The 16431-nt window shown below is 62.4% G+C and carries 19 protein-coding genes and 1 pseudogene; 10 read left to right on the top strand and 10 right to left on the bottom strand.

The window, feature by feature from the left end:
• The 3 genes from ACXAEH_RS18835 to ACXAEH_RS18825 all read right to left on the bottom strand — a co-directional run bounded on the left by ACXAEH_RS18835 (position 1) and on the right by ACXAEH_RS18825 (position 3420).
• Positions 1–876, bottom strand: a complete 876-nt coding sequence (locus tag ACXAEH_RS18835) for an ABC transporter permease (RefSeq protein WP_475034934.1) — start codon at positions 874–876, stop codon at positions 1–3.
• A complete protein-coding gene (locus ACXAEH_RS18830; protein WP_475034931.1) occupies positions 873–1820 on the bottom strand; it encodes an ABC transporter permease in 948 nt (315 codons plus the stop codon). Before ACXAEH_RS18830 ends, ACXAEH_RS18835 begins: the two co-directional genes overlap by 4 nt.
• 64 nt (positions 1821–1884) lie before the next feature.
• The gene (locus ACXAEH_RS18825) at positions 1885–3420 is read right to left on the bottom strand and encodes an ABC transporter substrate-binding protein (protein ID WP_475034930.1); all 1536 of its coding nucleotides are present in this window, start codon (positions 3418–3420) and stop codon (positions 1885–1887) included.
• A gap of 124 nt (positions 3421–3544) precedes the next feature.
• On the opposite strand from ACXAEH_RS18825, the gene ACXAEH_RS18820 reads away from it, so the two are divergent.
• Positions 3545–4363, top strand: coding sequence for a helix-turn-helix domain-containing protein (locus tag ACXAEH_RS18820; RefSeq protein ID WP_475034929.1), 819 nt, complete (start codon positions 3545–3547; stop codon positions 4361–4363).
• Between the two features lie 25 nt (positions 4364–4388).
• Here ACXAEH_RS18820 and ACXAEH_RS18815 read toward each other — a convergent pair whose 3' ends face one another.
• Positions 4389–5780: an aminotransferase gene (locus ACXAEH_RS18815; RefSeq protein WP_475034927.1), complete on the bottom strand. Its 1392-nt coding sequence runs from the start codon at positions 5778–5780 to the stop codon at positions 4389–4391.
• 133 nt (positions 5781–5913) lie between these two features.
• On the opposite strand from ACXAEH_RS18815, the gene ACXAEH_RS18810 reads away from it, so the two are divergent.
• Both ACXAEH_RS18810 and ACXAEH_RS18805 read left to right on the top strand, forming a co-directional pair.
• Positions 5914–6576, top strand: a complete 663-nt coding sequence (locus ACXAEH_RS18810; protein WP_475034925.1) for a TetR family transcriptional regulator C-terminal domain-containing protein — start codon at positions 5914–5916, stop codon at positions 6574–6576.
• A 97-nt stretch (positions 6577–6673) separates the two neighbouring features.
• Positions 6674–7579 carry a TauD/TfdA dioxygenase family protein gene (locus tag ACXAEH_RS18805; RefSeq protein ID WP_475034924.1) on the top strand — a complete coding sequence of 302 codons (906 nt, stop codon included), beginning with the start codon at positions 6674–6676 and terminating at the stop codon, positions 7577–7579.
• A gap of 79 nt (positions 7580–7658) precedes the next feature.
• Here ACXAEH_RS18805 and ACXAEH_RS18800 read toward each other — a convergent pair whose 3' ends face one another.
• The 4 genes from ACXAEH_RS18800 to ACXAEH_RS18785 are packed head-to-tail and all read right to left on the bottom strand — an operon-like array spanning position 7659 to position 9013.
• Positions 7659–8084: an aromatic amino acid lyase gene (locus tag ACXAEH_RS18800; protein ID WP_475034922.1), complete on the bottom strand. Its 426-nt coding sequence runs from the start codon at positions 8082–8084 to the stop codon at positions 7659–7661.
• A 25-nt stretch (positions 8085–8109) separates the two neighbouring features.
• Positions 8110–8607 carry a hypothetical protein gene (locus ACXAEH_RS18795; RefSeq protein ID WP_475034920.1) on the bottom strand — a complete coding sequence of 166 codons (498 nt, stop codon included), beginning with the start codon at positions 8605–8607 and terminating at the stop codon, positions 8110–8112.
• Positions 8540–8707 carry a hypothetical protein gene (locus ACXAEH_RS18790; protein ID WP_475034918.1) on the bottom strand — a complete coding sequence of 56 codons (168 nt, stop codon included), beginning with the start codon at positions 8705–8707 and terminating at the stop codon, positions 8540–8542. Before ACXAEH_RS18790 ends, ACXAEH_RS18795 begins: the two co-directional genes overlap by 68 nt.
• A gap of 51 nt (positions 8708–8758) precedes the next feature.
• Positions 8759–9013 (bottom strand): hypothetical protein, encoded by a 255-nt coding sequence (locus tag ACXAEH_RS18785; RefSeq protein WP_475034917.1) that lies wholly within the window; start codon positions 9011–9013, stop codon positions 8759–8761.
• A 170-nt stretch (positions 9014–9183) separates the two neighbouring features.
• Here ACXAEH_RS18785 and ACXAEH_RS18780 point away from each other — a divergent pair.
• The 3 genes and pseudogenes from ACXAEH_RS18780 to ACXAEH_RS18770 all read left to right on the top strand — a co-directional run.
• Positions 9184–9300: pseudogene (locus ACXAEH_RS18780) on the top strand (LysR family transcriptional regulator); the annotation flags it as partial.
• A 42-nt stretch (positions 9301–9342) separates the two neighbouring features.
• Positions 9343–10047: a LysR substrate-binding domain-containing protein gene (locus ACXAEH_RS18775; RefSeq protein WP_475035629.1), complete on the top strand. Its 705-nt coding sequence runs from the start codon at positions 9343–9345 to the stop codon at positions 10045–10047.
• A gap of 362 nt (positions 10048–10409) precedes the next feature.
• Positions 10410–11450: a radical SAM protein gene (locus ACXAEH_RS18770; RefSeq protein WP_475034916.1), complete on the top strand. Its 1041-nt coding sequence runs from the start codon at positions 10410–10412 to the stop codon at positions 11448–11450.
• A 91-nt stretch (positions 11451–11541) separates the two neighbouring features.
• Here ACXAEH_RS18770 and ACXAEH_RS18765 read toward each other — a convergent pair whose 3' ends face one another.
• A complete protein-coding gene (locus ACXAEH_RS18765; RefSeq protein ID WP_475034914.1) occupies positions 11542–12342 on the bottom strand; it encodes a phytanoyl-CoA dioxygenase family protein in 801 nt (266 codons plus the stop codon).
• Between the two features lie 99 nt (positions 12343–12441).
• Between ACXAEH_RS18765 and ACXAEH_RS18760 the strand changes: the two genes are divergently transcribed.
• Positions 12442–13335: a LysR family transcriptional regulator gene (locus ACXAEH_RS18760; protein WP_475034913.1), complete on the top strand. Its 894-nt coding sequence runs from the start codon at positions 12442–12444 to the stop codon at positions 13333–13335.
• A 3-nt stretch (positions 13336–13338) separates the two neighbouring features.
• Here ACXAEH_RS18760 and irrA read toward each other — a convergent pair whose 3' ends face one another.
• On the bottom strand, positions 13339–13755 hold the full coding sequence (gene irrA / locus ACXAEH_RS18755; protein WP_475034911.1) for an iron response transcriptional regulator IrrA: 417 nt from the start codon (positions 13753–13755) through the stop codon (positions 13339–13341).
• A 216-nt stretch (positions 13756–13971) separates the two neighbouring features.
• On the opposite strand from irrA, the gene fabA reads away from it, so the two are divergent.
• The 3 genes from fabA (at position 13972) to fabB (ending at position 16425) form a co-directional block, all read left to right on the top strand.
• Entirely contained in the window at positions 13972–14481 is a 510-nt protein-coding gene (gene fabA / locus ACXAEH_RS18750; RefSeq protein WP_039127596.1) for a bifunctional 3-hydroxydecanoyl-ACP dehydratase/trans-2-decenoyl-ACP isomerase, read from the top strand.
• An 83-nt stretch (positions 14482–14564) separates the two neighbouring features.
• Positions 14565–15086 (top strand): hypothetical protein, encoded by a 522-nt coding sequence (locus ACXAEH_RS18745; RefSeq protein ID WP_475034909.1) that lies wholly within the window; start codon positions 14565–14567, stop codon positions 15084–15086.
• A gap of 109 nt (positions 15087–15195) precedes the next feature.
• Positions 15196–16425, top strand: coding sequence for a beta-ketoacyl-ACP synthase I (gene fabB / locus ACXAEH_RS18740; protein WP_475034907.1), 1230 nt, complete (start codon positions 15196–15198; stop codon positions 16423–16425).
• Positions 16426–16431 lie beyond the last annotated feature (6 nt).

Here is a 16431-nt window from a genome sequence, read left to right as displayed (position 1 = left end):
TCAGCCCTTTCCGCCAAGTTTCGGGTCAAAGGCATCGCGCAGCGCTTCGCCCAGGAAGGTGAAGCCAAGCGTTGCCAGCACCAGCGGAATGCCCCCCGCCACCACCAGCCACGGGGTGTGGCCAACGAAGTCGAAGCCGTCCTGCAGCATCAGCCCCCAGCTGGAGGCAGGCGGCTTGACCCCCACGCCCAGGAAGCTGAGGCCCGCTTCAGCCGCGATGAAGGTTGGAATGTCCATTGAAGCGACGATCAGCACCGGGCCGATCACATTGGGCAATATGTGGCGCGCCACGATGCGCACCCGGCTGGCGCCCATTGCCCGCAGCGCCTCGACATATTCGGCATTGGCCTGCGCCATCACCGAGGCGCGCATGATCCGCCCGTAGTAGGGCACCGAAGTTGCCACCAGCAGGCCGACCAGAACCACCATGCCGCCGCCGAAGATCGGGCCGATGGCCAGCGCCAGAATAATCACCGGATAGGCGCGCACGGTGTCGAATCCCAGCGTCAGCACATAATCCAGCCAGCGCGGGCCCATGGCCGCCGCCATGCCCAGGATGCCGCCCAGGATCACCGACAGTGCGGTCGAGACCAGTGCCACGGTCAGTGCAATCCGCCCGCCGTAAAGCGCACGCGACAGCACATCGCGGCCCAGCTGGTCGGTGCCCAGCCAATGGGCCGCACTTGGCCCCTGCAGTTTCGACGGGATGTCCATGGCATTGGGGCCATAGGGCGCGATCCACGGCGCCAGCACGGCCGACAGGATCAGCAGCACCGCCAGCGTCAGCCCGAATATACCCATCGGATCCTGCATCAGCCGGACAAAGCCGCTGGAACGCATCGGCCTGGCAACAGGTTGAGTATCAGCCGCAGTCATTGCTCCTGGCCCTCCTTGAAGCGGGGATCGATGATGGCGTTGAGGATGTCGGCCGCGGTGGTGGCTGCGATCAGCAGCGCACTGGAGGCCAGCACAGCGCCCAGCGTCACCGGGTAGTTGCGCAGGATCACCGCGTCATACATCAGCTTGCCGATACCGGGACGGGCAAAGACGATCTCGGCAAAGACCGCGCTGCCCAGCATATAGCCGACCCCGACGCCCAAAACGGTGATGGTCGGCGCCACCGCCACCCGCAGCGCATAAGCCCGGATGATGCGCGGCTCGGTCAGCCCGAAGGAGCGCGCATTGCGGATGTAATTCGCCGACAGCACCTCAATCATTGAGGCGCGCACCAGCCGCGCGAGGTAACCGACCCAGCCGATGCCAACCGCAACTGCGGGCATGATCAGGTGGTGCAACGCCGACCAGAACCCGCCCTCGCCCGCGCCGATCGCGGGCAACCAGCCCAACCGCGCCGAGAACAGCAGCATTCCGTATATCGCAATGATCACCGAGGGCACCGCAATGACGCTCACCGACAGCACTCCGATCAGCCGGTCAAACACACTGTTGCGGCGCACTGCCGCCAAGCAGCCGAGCGGAATGCCAAGCCCTGCGGCCAGCAGCATCGCCGCCGCCACCAGCTGCACCGTATGCGGCAAATGCGCCAGCAGAACATCCCTGACCGGCAGGCGGCTGCGCAGGTCGGTGCCCAGATCGCCGTGGGCAACCGCACCCAGATACCTGACGATCTGCACCGGCATCGGCCGGTCCAGCCCCAGCCGCCCGGCGAACTCGGCTTTGATCGCCGGGGTTGCGCGCGGGCCCAGCATGGCGCTGGCGGGATCGCCGGGAGCCAACTGCACCAGGACGTAGAGTGTCGAGACCGCAAGGACCAGAACGGTCACCCCAAGACAGGTGCGGCGGAAGATATAACCAAGCATGCTGGTGGTTCCTCTTTAGAAAGATCCGGGCGGGGCACGGGGCCGCCGCCCGGCAGGAGGGAGATCAGTCAGCGGCTTTCTTGAAGCCGGCAAAAACAGGGCGGCCGTCCGGCAGCGTGGCCGGCACGATCCTGTCGCTCCACAAAATGGTCAGCGGCTCATTGGTCAGGAACAGGAAGTTGCCTGAGGCCACCATCAGCTCCTGCATCTTGGCGTAGAGCCGGCCACGTTCTTCCTCATCAGTGCTGCGGCGCGCCTGCTCGACCAGGGCGTCGTATTCCGGGCTGCTCAGGCCTTCCCAGTTCCAGACGCCAATTTGATCAGAGGTGAAATACTGCATGGTGTAGATACCGTCGGGGTTGCCGGTCCAGGATTTTATATGCAGCTGCAGATCCGCGGCGCGGGTCTCATCGACGCTCCAGAACGTGCCCTCGTCCTGGCCGTTCAGCTCAACGATCAACCCGATCTCGGCCAGGTTGGCCTGAACGATCTGCGCGATGGTGGCGCGGTTGGCAGTGTTGACAAAGTCCAGCCGCAGCACGGTCCCTTCGGCACCGGCGTCGGCTATCTGCGCGCGGGCGCCTTCGACATCCCGCTGCATCGGCGCGGCATCACGGTAGCCCAGCAGCCCCGGCGCCACGATACCGGTGGCATGATCCGCACGCCCGTTCGAGATCGCTGCCAGAATTGCGGGCACATCCACCGCCTTCTGAATGGCCTGGCGCACGCGGATATCCGACAGCCCGTCGTACGTCTCGGAAATGCCCATCCACAGCGGGTCCAGCGAGGACCGCAGCTCGGCGTTGCCAGAACCCTTTGACCAAGTGTCATATTCCAGCGCAGAGGCAGCATAGGTGTAGTCGATCTCGCCCGCGTCGAAGGCGACCCGGGCGGCGTTGTCATCGGCAATGGCGATGATGGCGATCTCGTCAAACTCTGCCGCCGTGCCGTTCCAGTCCGGGTCCTTCTCCAGTATGAAGGGCTGGCCCGGATCATGCGACTTGAACCTGTAAGGACCCGCAGTTGCGACCGGAGTAGCCTCGAAATATCCCTCTGAAGCCTCGGCGGCCGCCTTGGAGATGATCGCACCCGACGTGTAGGAAAGTGTCGCGCTCCAGAACGCCGGAGACGGCGCGCTCAGATGGATGATGCCGGTGTATTTTCCCGTGACTTCAACATCTTCCAGCAGGGAAAACTCCGCGGAAACGCCGGACTCCAGATCCGGGTCCAGATGGCGTTCAAAGGAGAATTCCACATCCTCCGCAGTCAGCTCGCCAAAGCCGCCGGACCACATGATGCCGGGCTTCAGTTCAAACGCGATGTGCTGCGGATCCGAGAGATCAACCGTCTTGGCGGCATCCAGTTCGGCCTGCCAGCTGCCACCCGCCGCATATTTGGCCAGCCGCGGATAGAGGTTGTCGATCAGCAGCTGTTCGGAGCTGGACCCCCAATAGGCCGGGTCCAGGTATCCCGGGTCCGCAGCCACCGCGATGCGGAGGGTTTCAGCCTGGGCGGCACCCGTTGCAGCGGCCCAGAATACCGCGGCTGTGCTGGCATATGCGGATACGCGCTTGGCCCTGTCTTTGGCTGTGTGGGTCATTTTCCTCTCCGTCTGTTGGTATCTTTTCCTTCAGTCTAGAGGGCCGCCGCGCTGCAAATCACGCGCTGTCAGGCCCCAAAGATTAAGCTGGACGAAGCCAAAAAGCATAAACTAGCTTAAACTCATGTCTGAAACCCGTCTCTCCGCCAACCTCAGGCTGCTGTGCAGCTATGGGCGTTCCGTTTCGGATGTGTGCCGTCGAATTGGCATCAACCGGCAGCAATTCAACAAATACCTCACCGGCCATACCGCTCCTTCGCTGGCGACGCTGCGCCGGATCTGCGATTTCTTCGGAGTGGATGAGGCCGAGATCCTGCAGGACCATGCAGCCTTCGCCAAACTGGTGCGGCTGCGGCCGCCGGTTCTGAACCGCGCGGAAGATCCGCTGTCGGCGCATCTGGAGAAAGTCATCCGCCGCGGCCGCCGTAATGCCGCCCTACTGGAACGCCACGCGGGCTACTACCACATCTATATGAGCCCCGATCCGGCCAAGAACTACCTGCTGAAAAGCGTCGGGCACATCTTTGGCAGCGGCCAGGATTGGTTCTCCAAGGAAATTGAGCGCTATGAGGATGACGAGTTTGCCGTGCCCTCGACGCTGAAACACGCAGGCCTGGTGTTTGAGGCCCACAACAGGATCTTCATCACCAGCCGCGAGCAGGGACAGGGCAATGGCATGTGGACCACCGCCCTGATTGCATCAGATTATGATGAACCGTCGTTTCTGCCCGGGCTGCTGCAGGGGATCGAGCCCGAGGGCGGCCATATGCTTTATGGCACCCGGGTGGTCTGGGAGTACCTGGGCAAGACTCCGAAGCTGCGCAGCATGCTGCGGCGCTGCGGTGCCTACCAAAGCAGCCACCCGGAAGTTCCCGAGTTCGTCCGCAATTCCATTTTCCCAAGGGGCGGAAGTGACACGGCGACCTTGACAGCCGCTTTTTGACTGACGGGTCAGACCCGGGCCGCGCTCATGCCAGACTAAGCCCTTCGGAAATCAAGTCGTCCGTCGCCTGGCGGATACCCTTGTCCAGGATATCGAACATCTGGTTGATCTGGTCTTCCTGGATAATCAGCGGCGGAGAGAACACGCACATGTTGATGATCGGCCGCAGGATCAGGCCCATCTCCTGGCAGCGCGCGTCAATCTGCGCCCCGACCCGCTTGTCCAGTTCCAAAGTGTCTGCACTGCTGCCGTCGAAGATGCATTCGACGCAGCCGACCAGCCCCATCCCCCGTGTGTCGCCGACAATCGGCAGCGCGCCAAGCGCATGCAGCCGTTCCTGAAACAGCGGAGCAACTTTCCGGACATGTTCGAGAATGCTGTCCCGCTCCATGATTTCGATGGTCTTCAAGGCCGCTGCTGCGCTGACCGGATGTCCCGAATAGGTGTATCCGTTCGAGAACACCGCCCCTTGCGACCTGTCCCCGGCGATATCCGCGATCAGCCGGTCGGAAATGATACATGCCCCCATCGGGACATAGCCAGAAGTCATGCCCTTAGCGCAGGTGATGATGTCGGGCACGATCCCGAATACCTCCTCTGAGGCAAACATGTGGCCCAGGCGCCCGAAACCGGTCACGACCTCATCCGAGATATACAGCACATCATGGGACCGGCAGACATCCAGGCAGCGTTTGTGGTAGCCCTCAGGCGGCACGATCACACCGCCCGACGCCAGGATCGGCTCGGCAATGAATGCGGCAACCTTATCCGCGCCGATGGACAGGATGGCGTTTTCAAGATCTGCGACCTTTTCGTCCAGGAAGGCGTTCATGCTCATACCGTCCGGCCGGACCAATGGATTCACGTTCGGCAGGAAATGGGTGAGGCCAGGCGCCAGGTCCATCCAGCCCTTGTCGCGTTCCTTGCCACTGACGCTGGCCGCCAGGTAGGTCGAGCCGTGATAGGCCTTCTGCCTTGAAATGATGACCTTCTTTTCCGGCTTGCCGAGGATGTTGTTGCGGAAGTGAACAAACCGCAGCGCGCTGTCGACCGCGGTTGAGCCGCCGGTGGTGAAGAACACATGATTCAGGTCGCCGGGGGTGCGCTTGGCGATTTCATGGGCCAGCTTCGCGCTGACCGTGCTGGTATTGTTGAACGCCGAGAAATAGGCCATTTCACGGGCCTGACCGGCCATCGCATCGGCAATTTCGCGGTTGCCGTAGCCAAGTTGGACACACCACATGCCGCCGGGGCCGTCGATCAGCCGGCGCCCGTCCTCCGCCGTCAGGTAAATCCCCTCGCCGCCATCGGCAAACAGGCGCTCGTTGCTGCCGATGAACTCCATGCCTTCCCAGGGATGAAGGAAGTTCCGGTTGTCCCAGCCCTGAGAAACACGGCGGTCTGCATTCCAAAGCATAGCAATCTTCCAGATCTAGTGTTACAGTTTTTAACAAAATGACTGACCGTTCATTCAAAGTCAAGTATTGTTGAAAGTCGGCCTCCGATGGACTATCACCCTTTCCGCTGCAGCCTGGGTTTACGGCACGAACATGCATGAATTTGAGAAGCCTCCGGAGCGCCTGTCTGCCCGGGAAATCGGCAAGATGCGCCACCGCAGGCAGTTGCTGGACGCGGCTGCCGAAGTTGTTTCCATCAATGGGCTGGCCGGCACCACCACTGCGAAAATCCAGGAGGCATCCGGGCTTTCGAAAGGCATGATCAACCTGCATTTCCAGTCGAAAGACCGGCTTTTGCTGGCGGTCGCCGAAGATCTGAATGCCGAATACTACCGGAATTGGCGGCAGGCCATTGAGCCCGCGACGGCCGATCCGGCGGCGCGCTTGCGCTCCATTGTCGAGGCCGATTTCGCGCCCAATGTGCTCAACAAGCGGAACATGGCGATCTGGTTTGCGTTCCGGGCGGATGCCCGTTTCCAGACCGAATACCATTCTCTTGTGGACACCCGGTCGCGGGAAATCCGGAAGACGCTGGCAGGCGTCTTCAGGGACATCAGCCCGGATGAGCCGGATTGGACAACGCTCAAGCGCAAGGTCAATGCTTATACGGCCATGCTCGAAGGCATGTGGACTGACTTCCACCTCAACCCGGACAATTTCGACAGGGCCGAGGCAAAGGCAACGTGCCTCTATGTTGCCGAGTGCTTCTTTCCCGGACGCTTCACTTTGAACTCCGGCCAAGACGGGTTTGGTTGACAGGCGCCCTGACGCCCACCGCAGGGTTCGCAAGCATTTACTTGCTGCGCACCCGGGCTAAGGTGAAGCAGCCGTATCCAGCCGCAGGAGCACGCCCATGGCCGCCCCCTCCGACCCGTTCCGCACATCGCCGCTGACAGAGAGATTTGGCACGGTTGTGCATGATGCAGACCTGGCCGGAATCGCGCGCGGAGGCGGGTTCGGCCAGATCCGCGCCCTGTTTGAGGAGCATTCAGCGCTGCTGTTCCGGCAGCAATCCCTGGCGGACGAGGACCATCTGCGGCTGGCAGAGCTGTTCGGCCCGATCGAGGACCGGAAGGCGGACGAACGCAAACCTGGCGAAACGGCGGGGGTTTCGCCGGTCAGCAACCAGCGCGTTGACGGCAGCCTGACCGGCGAAATGGACCTGCACACACTGCATCTCAAGGCCAATCAGCTGTGGCATATCAATTCAACCTTCATGCCCACACCGTCGCTGTGCAACATCCTGGCGGCCAGGGTTGTGACCTCAACCGGCGGCGAGACCGAGCTTGCCTCGACCCGGGCAGCATGGGCGGAAATGCCGGAGGTTCTGAAATCCCGGATCCGCGGCAGGGTGCTGGGCCACAATTACACGCGCTCGCGGGCGCTGATCTCCAAGGAACTGGCGCAGCAGGCGATGTTCAACAAGTGGCCGCCGCAGCGCTGGCCTGCGGTCTGGCGCAATCCTGTCAACGGCAAAGAGGCGCTGTTTGTGGCCTCCCACGTCTATCAGGTCGAGGGGCTGGAACCGGAGGAGGGAGAGGCGCTGATTGATGAGTTGATTTCCTACTGCACCCAGCCGCAATTCACCTACTCCCATAAGTGGGAGGCCGGCGACGTGCTGATCTGGGATCAGCGCGCGATGATGCACCGGGGGCGGCCCTGGCCGTATGGCGAGCCGCGCACCCTGGCCAGTGTTTGCTGCTCCATGCGCGACGAGGACGGGCTGGCAGCCGCGCGCGCAGCCGTGGCCTGCGCCTAGGGAGCGGCAAAACGGTTCTGTGCCACGGCCGCCGCCAGCCGCTCGATGTCGCCGCCCAGGGGCCGGTTCAGCGTCTCTACTACGCTGGTGATCTCGGCCGTGAAATAGGCACCGCAAGACGTAATCTGCCCGCTGTCCGCAAAGGCAACCGGGTTGTCGCTGGAGCTGTTGATTTCGACCTCCAGGCAGTCCACCGCACGATCAGCCCCGCACGGACAAGCTCCGGCGCCTCCCCGGCACCAATTGCATGGGCGCGGCCGCGCAGGGTCTGAAGTGAAAACTCCGCCAGCGCCGCCGTGCTGAGCACCTCGGCCGCACGGGCGCCAAGCCCGGTGGCGCCCCCATAGACCGGCACCTTTTCGCGGATCATCTTACCGACCAGCTCATGGGACCGGGCCATGGCTTCCAGCCCGTCGGGATCCAGTTCAACCGGCATAGTCTGCGTGGCGCCCCGGTTCAGCGCCGCCACCGTCAGCGAGGATCCATCCAGCCGCAGGACATCCATGTCAGGCATCCCGGTACAGCAGGTTCTAGGTGATGCCCATCTCCCGGGCCTTGTCCAGAATGCGGGCGCCCAGAGTGATGTCGCCGGTCGACATGCCGCGATGCCAGAACAGGAAGGTCTCATCATCGGATTCCCGGCCCGGCTTCAGCCCGGCGGCATTCTCGCCGATCTCGGCGCAGGAGCTTTCCTCGCTGATCAGCCCGGCATCGATATGCGGCCTGAGCGCGATCATGGTGCCGTATGGCACGACATAGGCGCCCTTCTTCACCCAGGAACGGTCGAACATCGGCGCCGGCTGATTGAGACGGGGCGCCTCGATCAGGATGTCGGCGCCCTCCAGGCAGCTTTGCCAGTCCTCGGTTACGACGACCTTCTTGCCAAGATCCCGGCTGAGGCGTTCGCCAAAGGCATCCCGGCTTTCCGGTCGCCGCGAGTGCACCCGGATCTCCTCGAAATCAAACAGGTAATCCAGCAGCCGCACGTTCCAGCAGGAGGTGCCGCGCGCGCCCACATGGCCCAGCACCCTGGGGTTCTTGGAACCCAGCCACTTGGCCCCCCGGCGCGGTCAGCGCCCCTGTACGCATGTCGGTGATGCCCGCCGCGTCGATCACCGCCCGCGGCATGCCAGTGCGCGGGCAGAACAGGTTCAGCAGCGCCAGCTCCGACGGCAGCCCTTACTTGTAGTTTTCGACGAAGTCGCCCACCACCTTTACACCGGCATAACCCAGCGGCTCAACACAGCCGCGCAGCACGTTGAAGTGGCCGTTAAAAGCCGGGTCCGGGGTCAGATGCATCCGCGGCTCGATCACGGTCTTGCCCTGGCCTGCCGCGATCAGCCCCTGCTCAATGGCGTCCAGAACGTCATCATTGGTGAGGCCCACCCGGTCGATCTCGGGCTGCCCCAGGTATTCAATCTCAACCTTAGCCATGCGCGCCTTCCCTGTTTTTTGCCATCATGGGCCTTGGGCGCTGGCGTCACAGTCTGGAAAATGTAAGCCCTGCACACGTTTTTCTGATGCAAAAAGAACCACTCTCATGCGTCTTCCCCGCTCAACTCTCTCAAGGCCTTTGAGGCCGCCGTGCGCCTGGGGGCTTCACCCCGGCAGCCGCCGAGCTTGGCGTTTCTCCTGCCGCCGTCAGCATGCAGGTCAAGAAAGCCGAAGAATTCCTGGGCAAAACGCTGTTCCGCCGCACCCACAACAGCCTGCTGCTGACCGATGCCGGGCGCTCATACTACCCCGCGATCGCAGAGGCACTGATGGGAATACCGGCGGTTTCTGATCAGCTGCTGGAAAACGAAGCCCGTTCACGCGTTGCCATCAGCACAATCCAGTCTTTGGCAGAAAAAAGGGTGGCGCCCGCCATATCCCGGTTCCGCCGGCTGTACCCCGGGACCGGTATCGAGCTGCGGATTGAGGCGGATCCGGTGGATCTGCTGCGCACCTCCACCGATATCCGGATCTCCTATGAAAGCCACCTCTATCCGCAGCATACGCAGGTGCCGCTGTTCAAGGACGTGGCCTATCCGTTGTGCTTCCGGGCGTTTCACGAGCAGCACGTCAAGACCGGTGGCATGGCCGCGGTGCCGGACCATCTGCTGATCCATACCGACTGGGGCGAGCAATATGCCTCGCACCCGACCTCGGCGGGCTGGTTCCGGGCCGCGGGCGCGGCCAACAACCCCGACGTGCGCAAGGGCCTGCGCGTGGGCGGCGCGGCCGTGGCCTTTGCGCTTGCCGCGCAGGGGGCCGGCATGGCCCTGGTGCCCAGGATGCTGACCAGCGCAGCACCGGAGAATCCGGATTTTGCTGTCCCGGATCCGCTGGGCCTGCCGCTGCCCTATTCCTATTTCGCCATCCTGCCAAAATCTGCCGCCCTGCAAAAAAGGGCCACGCCGAAAACAGCGCAAGTCAAGGCGCTGCTGGCCGAGCTGGCCCGCGCAAAAGAAGGGCCCGCTGCATAGGCATGGGCACCGGCAAGTTCCGCTTCCAGCCATGAGACCGGCCCTTGCCCCCGGAGACCACCCCGTCTCTGCGGATGCGGGCCGCGGAAAAGCGCAGCGCCCTTGACAAGACCGTTGCGGAAATTGCGCCCGTGCTGCCCACGCTTTTGGCAGGCCGGCGCCGCAAATCTTTGGCAGCGGCCAAGGGACCCGCCCCGGCTGCAAGGAATTTCACCACAGAACCGCACGGACAACACCTTGCGCAGCTTGAATATTCTTTCAGGCACCTCACGTAATGCTCACACCCCGTGACGGCACCCGCCCTTGCCTGCCGCCACATGACCTTTAAGGTATTTCCCAAGAGCACCTTTCGGAGACCCTGAATGAAAGATCTCGCCCCCGCGCCGGACCTAAGTCCGGAAACCGCGCAGCCAGACCTGCCCGACAACCCGCCCGGCCTGCACGAGCGCGCGCTGCATTTTCTGGCTCGCTTCCTGCCGCTGGCCTACTTCAAGCGCCCGCCCAAGATCATCATCATCGACGCCACCAACAGCTGCAACCTGCGCTGTCCGGTGTGCCCGGTGACCTTTGCGATGCAGCGCAAACGCGGCATGATGAAGCCCAATGTGTTCCGCAAGATCATCGACGATTTCAAGGACCAGCGGGAAAAGCCTGCGATCTATTTCAGCTTCTCGGGCGAGCCGACCCTGCACAAGGACCTGCCGGATTTCATCACCTATGCGCATGAAAACGGCCACGACACTTATCTGTCGACCAATGCCACCCGGCTGACGCCTGAGATGAGCGAGCGGCTGATCCGCTCGGGGCTTGCCCGGGTGAACCTCTGCATGGACGGCTTCTCGAAAGAAGCGCAGGAGACCTACCGGGTCAATTCGGACTTCGACAAGGTGAAGGCCAGCATCGAAGAGTTCCTGACCATCAAGAAGGAGATCGGCTCCAAATCGCCGGTCACGGTGCTGCAAACGCTGCTGACCAGCTATTCGGAACCGCAAATGGACGAGATGGAGGCCTGGGCCAAGGAGGCCGGTTTCGACCGGGTGCGGTTCAAAACCTTCTCGATCGGCTCCTACACCTCCGCCGACCAAAAGCGTGAATTTGCCCATTTCCTGCCGCGCCAGAAGGAACTGCGCCGCCACCCGCGCCACACCAGCCACGCCATGTGCACGGTGCCGCTGTTCCAGTCGGTGGTGTTCTGGAACGGCGACCTGGGCCTGTGCTGCATCGATTACGATCAGGTGATCCAGCTGCCCAATGTGGAACAGGACGGCTTCCTTGCCGCCTACCGCTCCGACGAGGCCGCCCGCGCCCGCAAGCGCGGCTTCCTCAAACAGTTCGGCATTTGCAAGACCTGCTCCTTCTCCAACGCCGAAAACATGGGCATCCGCCGCGACCTGAAAAAGTAGCCGGCCGCGGCGCCTGCATTTTCATCTTTCCAAAAATACTCTGGGGGTGAAGGCCGCAAGGCCTGAGGGGGCAGCGCTCCCTCCCCTCCTCTTACCGCTGCAGCAGCACAGGGAACCAATCTTCACGCAGGCGCTGGCCTGGCTGCATGTCGTGACCCGGGAAAGGCGGCGAGGTGCGGCCCGGGCGCTCCACATAGCGCGCATCATCCCCGACCAGGCGCAAGGAGAACGCCCGGCGGCGCGCGGCCGAGGTATTGCCGCGGGCGCCATGCAGGATCTTGTAGTTGAAGGCCACCGCGTCGCCCGGCTGCATTTCATATTCCAGCACTGTCATACCGTCCTCGGCATCCGGATCTGGCACCGCCATGTACTGGCCTTCATCCGGGAAGAAATCCTCCTCCGACACCCAGCGGGTCGGCAGCACTTCCTTTTCCCATTTGTGCGAGCCCGCCACGCAGCGCAGCGCAGCTTCCTTCACCTCATCCAGCGGCGACCAGAAGCTGATGGTCTGCTGGCCTTCGACAAAGTAGTACGGCCCGTCCTGGTGCCACGGCGTCGCCATCGAGGTGCCCGGTTCCTTGACCAGCACGTGATCGTGGAACATCTGCACCGACGAAGACTTCATCAGATCGGCCGCAACTTCGGCAACCGGCGACTGCTCGATGGCCTGCTGAAACTCGGGGATCCGGGTCCAGTTGCAGTAATCGTCAAAGAAGCGGCCGGTTTGGCCTTCCTTCTTGTTTTCCGAGGCGTAAGGCCCCGGATTCTCCATATTGGCCGCGACGCCGGCCCGCAGAAGCTCGACCTGATCGGCGAACAGCCCGCGGATCAGCACAACGCCATCGCGCTGGAACTGCTCGACATGTTCCCGGGTGATAAGGGGGTGGACCATTTCTGCCTCCGCTGCTGAATGATGCATTTCTGATGCGTCCTTCCTGCCGCGGCAAAGGCATAGTTTCAAATCATATCTTTCTAATATACCCTTCGCCTTATGTTATATCTGACACTGCGCCACTACGAGTATATCTGCGCCGTCGCACGGCATGGCAGCTTATCGGCCGCGGCCGAGGCCGTGCACGTGAGTCAGCCCGCCCTGTCGGCAGCGCTCAGCCGGATCGAGGAGCGCCTGGGCCACCCGCTGTTCCTGCGCCGCCGCGGGGCCGCTTTGGCACTCACGCCGCAAGGGCGGCTGTTTGCAGATAAGGCGCAAATGCTGCTGGATCAGGCCGCCCAGCTGGAAGACCCCAAGGGCGCCGGCGCCGGGCAGCAGCGGCTGGTGCTGGCCTGTTTCTCGGATCTGGCGCCATTCCTGCTGGCGCCGGCACTGAAAGCCCTGCGCGAGGCGATGCCGGATGTTGAAATCAGCCACCGCGCCTGCGGGTTTGAGCCGCTGATCACCGCCCTCACCGAAGGCGGGGCGGATCTGGCGATCACCTATGACCTGGGGCTGGATGCTGCCTTCAGCCGGACCAGGCTGGACCGCTACGCCCCGCACGCGCTGGTGCCGCCGGAGCATCCGCTGGCCGGGCGCAGCAGTGTTACCCTGGAGGAGCTTACCCGGTATGCACTGGTGCTCTCGCAAGAGGGAATGTCAGTGCAGCACATGCTGGGGCTGTTCAAGACGCACGGGCTGGTGCCGCGGATTGCGCACCGGGCGGATTCGCTGGAGTTGCTGCGTAGCTTGGCCGCTAATGGCGAGGGGGTCGGAATCAGCTACAGCCTGCCGCCGGGAGGCATGAGTTATGACGGCAAACCCCTGCATGCTTTGCGGGTGAGCGATCCTGCCGCCGAAGAGCCGGTGATTCTTGCCGCGCACGCGCAGGTTCCAGAGGGCTCTGCAGCTTACCGGGCCCATGACATCCTGCAGAAGGCACTGAGCGGCTGAAAATCAAACCTTGCGCAGGCGGATCACCACGTCGACTGAAGCGATTTCCATGCCTTCAGGCGCTTCCGGCAGCTTGTGAATCACCAGGTCCTGCGCCGGCGCGTCGCTGACACGGCCCTCGTCTTCCCAGAAGAAATGCGGGTGGTCGTGGGTGTTGGTGTCGAAATAGCTTTTGGAGCCGTCCAGCGGGATCTCCTGCAGCACGCCTGCATCACAGAAGGCCCGCAGCGTGTTGTAGACCGTAGCCAGCGACACCGCGGCGCCGTTTTTCTTGGCGGATTCGAACAGGCTTTCGGCGGTGATATGGCGGTGTTTGCCGTCGCCGACCAGCAATTCGGCAAGCGCCACCCGCTGCCGGGTGGGTCTCAGCCCGGCCTCTGTCAGCCAGCGTGTGGCCACGTGTTCGCTGTTTGGCGTCATGAGCAGGTCCTGCATCGCGTTGCTGACCGTATATATAGGAGCAACCCTACCGGTTTTTCAAATGAAATTCATTCGCAGCTAACGCAGTAATTTCTTCCGCGCCTGTGGCACATTCAGCGCAGGAAGTGACGCAGGGTACCCTTGCGGGACCCTTTGGCCCGGTGCTACAGGGTTCCAGATACCTACACACGAACCTCACGCAGGAGATGCGACCGGATGGCCGATTACCCCAGCAGCTTTGACAAGGACGATTTGCTGAAATGCGCGCGGGGCGAGCTGTTCGGACCGGGCAACGCCCAGCTGCCGGCGCCGCCGATGCTGATGATGGACCGGATCACCGAGATCTCCGGCGACGGCGGCGAGCACGGCAAGGGCCATGTGATTGCCGAATTCGACATCACCCCGGACCTTTGGTTCTTTGACTGCCACTTCCCCGGCAACCCGATCATGCCCGGCTGCCTGGGGTTGGACGGCCTGTGGCAGCTGACCGGCTTCAACCTGGGCTGGCGCGGCTGGCAGGGCCGCGGTTATGCGCTGGGTGTGGGCGAAGTGAAACTGACCGGCATGGTGCGCCCGGACCGCAAGATGCTGACCTACCGCATCAACTTCACCAAGGCCATCCAGACCCGCCGCCTGACCATGGGCGTTGCCGATGGCATCGTCGAAGCGGATGGTGAGGTGATCTATCAGGTCAAGGACATGAAGGTGGCACTCAGCGAAAGCTGATCCTCGCAATTTCCCGCAACAGAAAAGAGGCCCGAGGGCCTCTTTTTTGCGGATTGTTCCGCTTGGAACAAGTCTTGCACCTCATGCTGTTCAGCATTAGCCGTGTGGCTATGGACGACACTTCACCCGGCTTGCACCCGAGTTTGCACATCGCAGCGCTTGGTGGCTTCTTGGAAGGCGTTAGCTTCTTGAACAGAGACCCACGCTCCAATTTCGCCGCAGCCATTGCCATCGAGGCTCAGGATGACGCCGGAGTTCTTGCAGAGCTGCAATCCGGCTTTGCGCAGCTACCCGGTCTGGAGTTGCGTTTTGACGAGGCCTTTCAAGGCGGTCTCGGTCAGCTGGAACGGGACATCGAGGCGTTTCTGCTTAATGACCCTCATGTAGCCGAAGCTGCCCAGGCACAGGATATGCGGTCATATTTGTCCTTCAAGATCATGGACCGGCTGGATGACATCGCCAGGCAAGAGATGTTCGCAGAACCTAAACGCATTGTCGGAACTTACGATGACAAGAAGTATGAATTGGCGTTCTACTTGCTGCGCAATACTCAGGTCTGTTTCGTGATTTACGTCTGCAATTCCATACTCTGCCGTGAAACCTAAACTCCAGACGGCCACGGTTCACTCTGCCCTGTTTTGACAAACACCAACCCATCTTGCACCTGCCCCCCTCAAAGCCTAGTAAGGCTTAAGCAAACAAGGGAGTGCACGTATGCGCCGTGTCGTCGTCACCGGTCTGGGGATCGTCTCCTCCATCGGGAACAATGCCGAAGAGGTCACCGCTTCGCTGAAAGCCGGCAAATCCGGCATCGTTGCCAGCCCGGAGATGACCGAGCATGGCTTCCGCAGTCAGGTGGCCGGCACGCTGAAGATTGACACCGCCGAACATGTGGACAAGCGTACCCTGCGGTTTATGGGCCCTGGCGCGGCCTATGCCCATATCGCGATGAGCCAGGCGATTGCCGATGCGGGCCTGAGCGAAGATCAGGTGGTGAACGAGCGCACCGGCCTGGTTGCGGGCTCCGGCGGCCCGTCGACCTCGGCCATGCTGGCGGCGCATCAAGTGGTAGCCAAGACCGGCGCCACCAAGCGGATCGGGCCGTTTGCAGTTCCCAAATGCATGTCCTCGACAATTTCCGCCAACCTGGCGACTGCGTTCAAGATCAAGGGCATCAACTATTCGATCACCTCGGCCTGCTCGACCTCGCTGCATTGCATCGGCAATGCGGCGGAGCAGATCATGATGGGCAAGCAAGACGTGATGTTTGCCGGCGGCGGCGAAGAGCTGGACTGGACTCTCTCCTGCCTCTTTGACGCGATGGGCGCGATGTCCTCCAAGAAGAACGATGATCCGGAGAAGGCCTCGCGCGCCTTTGACCAGGACCGCGATGGTTTTGTGATCTCCGGCGGCGGCGGCATCGTGGTGCTGGAGGACCTGGACCACGCGCTGGCGCGCGGCGCGAAAATCTACGCAGAGGTGACCGGTTTTGCCGCCACCTCCGACGGTCACGACATGGTGGCCCCGTCCGGCGAAGGCGGCGAGCGGGCGATGCGCCTGGCGCTGTCGACCCTGCCCGAGGGCCGCAAGGTGGACTACATCAACGCGCACGGCACTTCGACGCCGGTCGGCGACGTGGGCGAAGTTGAAGCGGCCCGCCGTGTCTTTGGCGAGGGCAAGGTGCCGCCGATCTCCTCGACCAAGTCGATGACCGGTCACGCCCAGGGTGCCGCCGGCGCGCTTGAGGCGATTTTCTGCCTGCTGATGCTGGACAATGATTTCATTACCCCGTCGATCAATGTAGAGACCCTCGCCGAAGGCATCCTGCCGGGCGAGATCGCTACGGACCTGGTGGAAAATGCCGGTCTGGATTCGGTGATGACCAACAGCTTCGGCTTTGGCGGCACCAATGGCTCGATGGTACTGAGCAAATACAAGGGATAAGTGACG

The organism is Leisingera sp. ABM4_060 (assembly GCF_056158765.1).
This window is presented reverse-complemented; position numbering and strand designations above follow the sequence as displayed.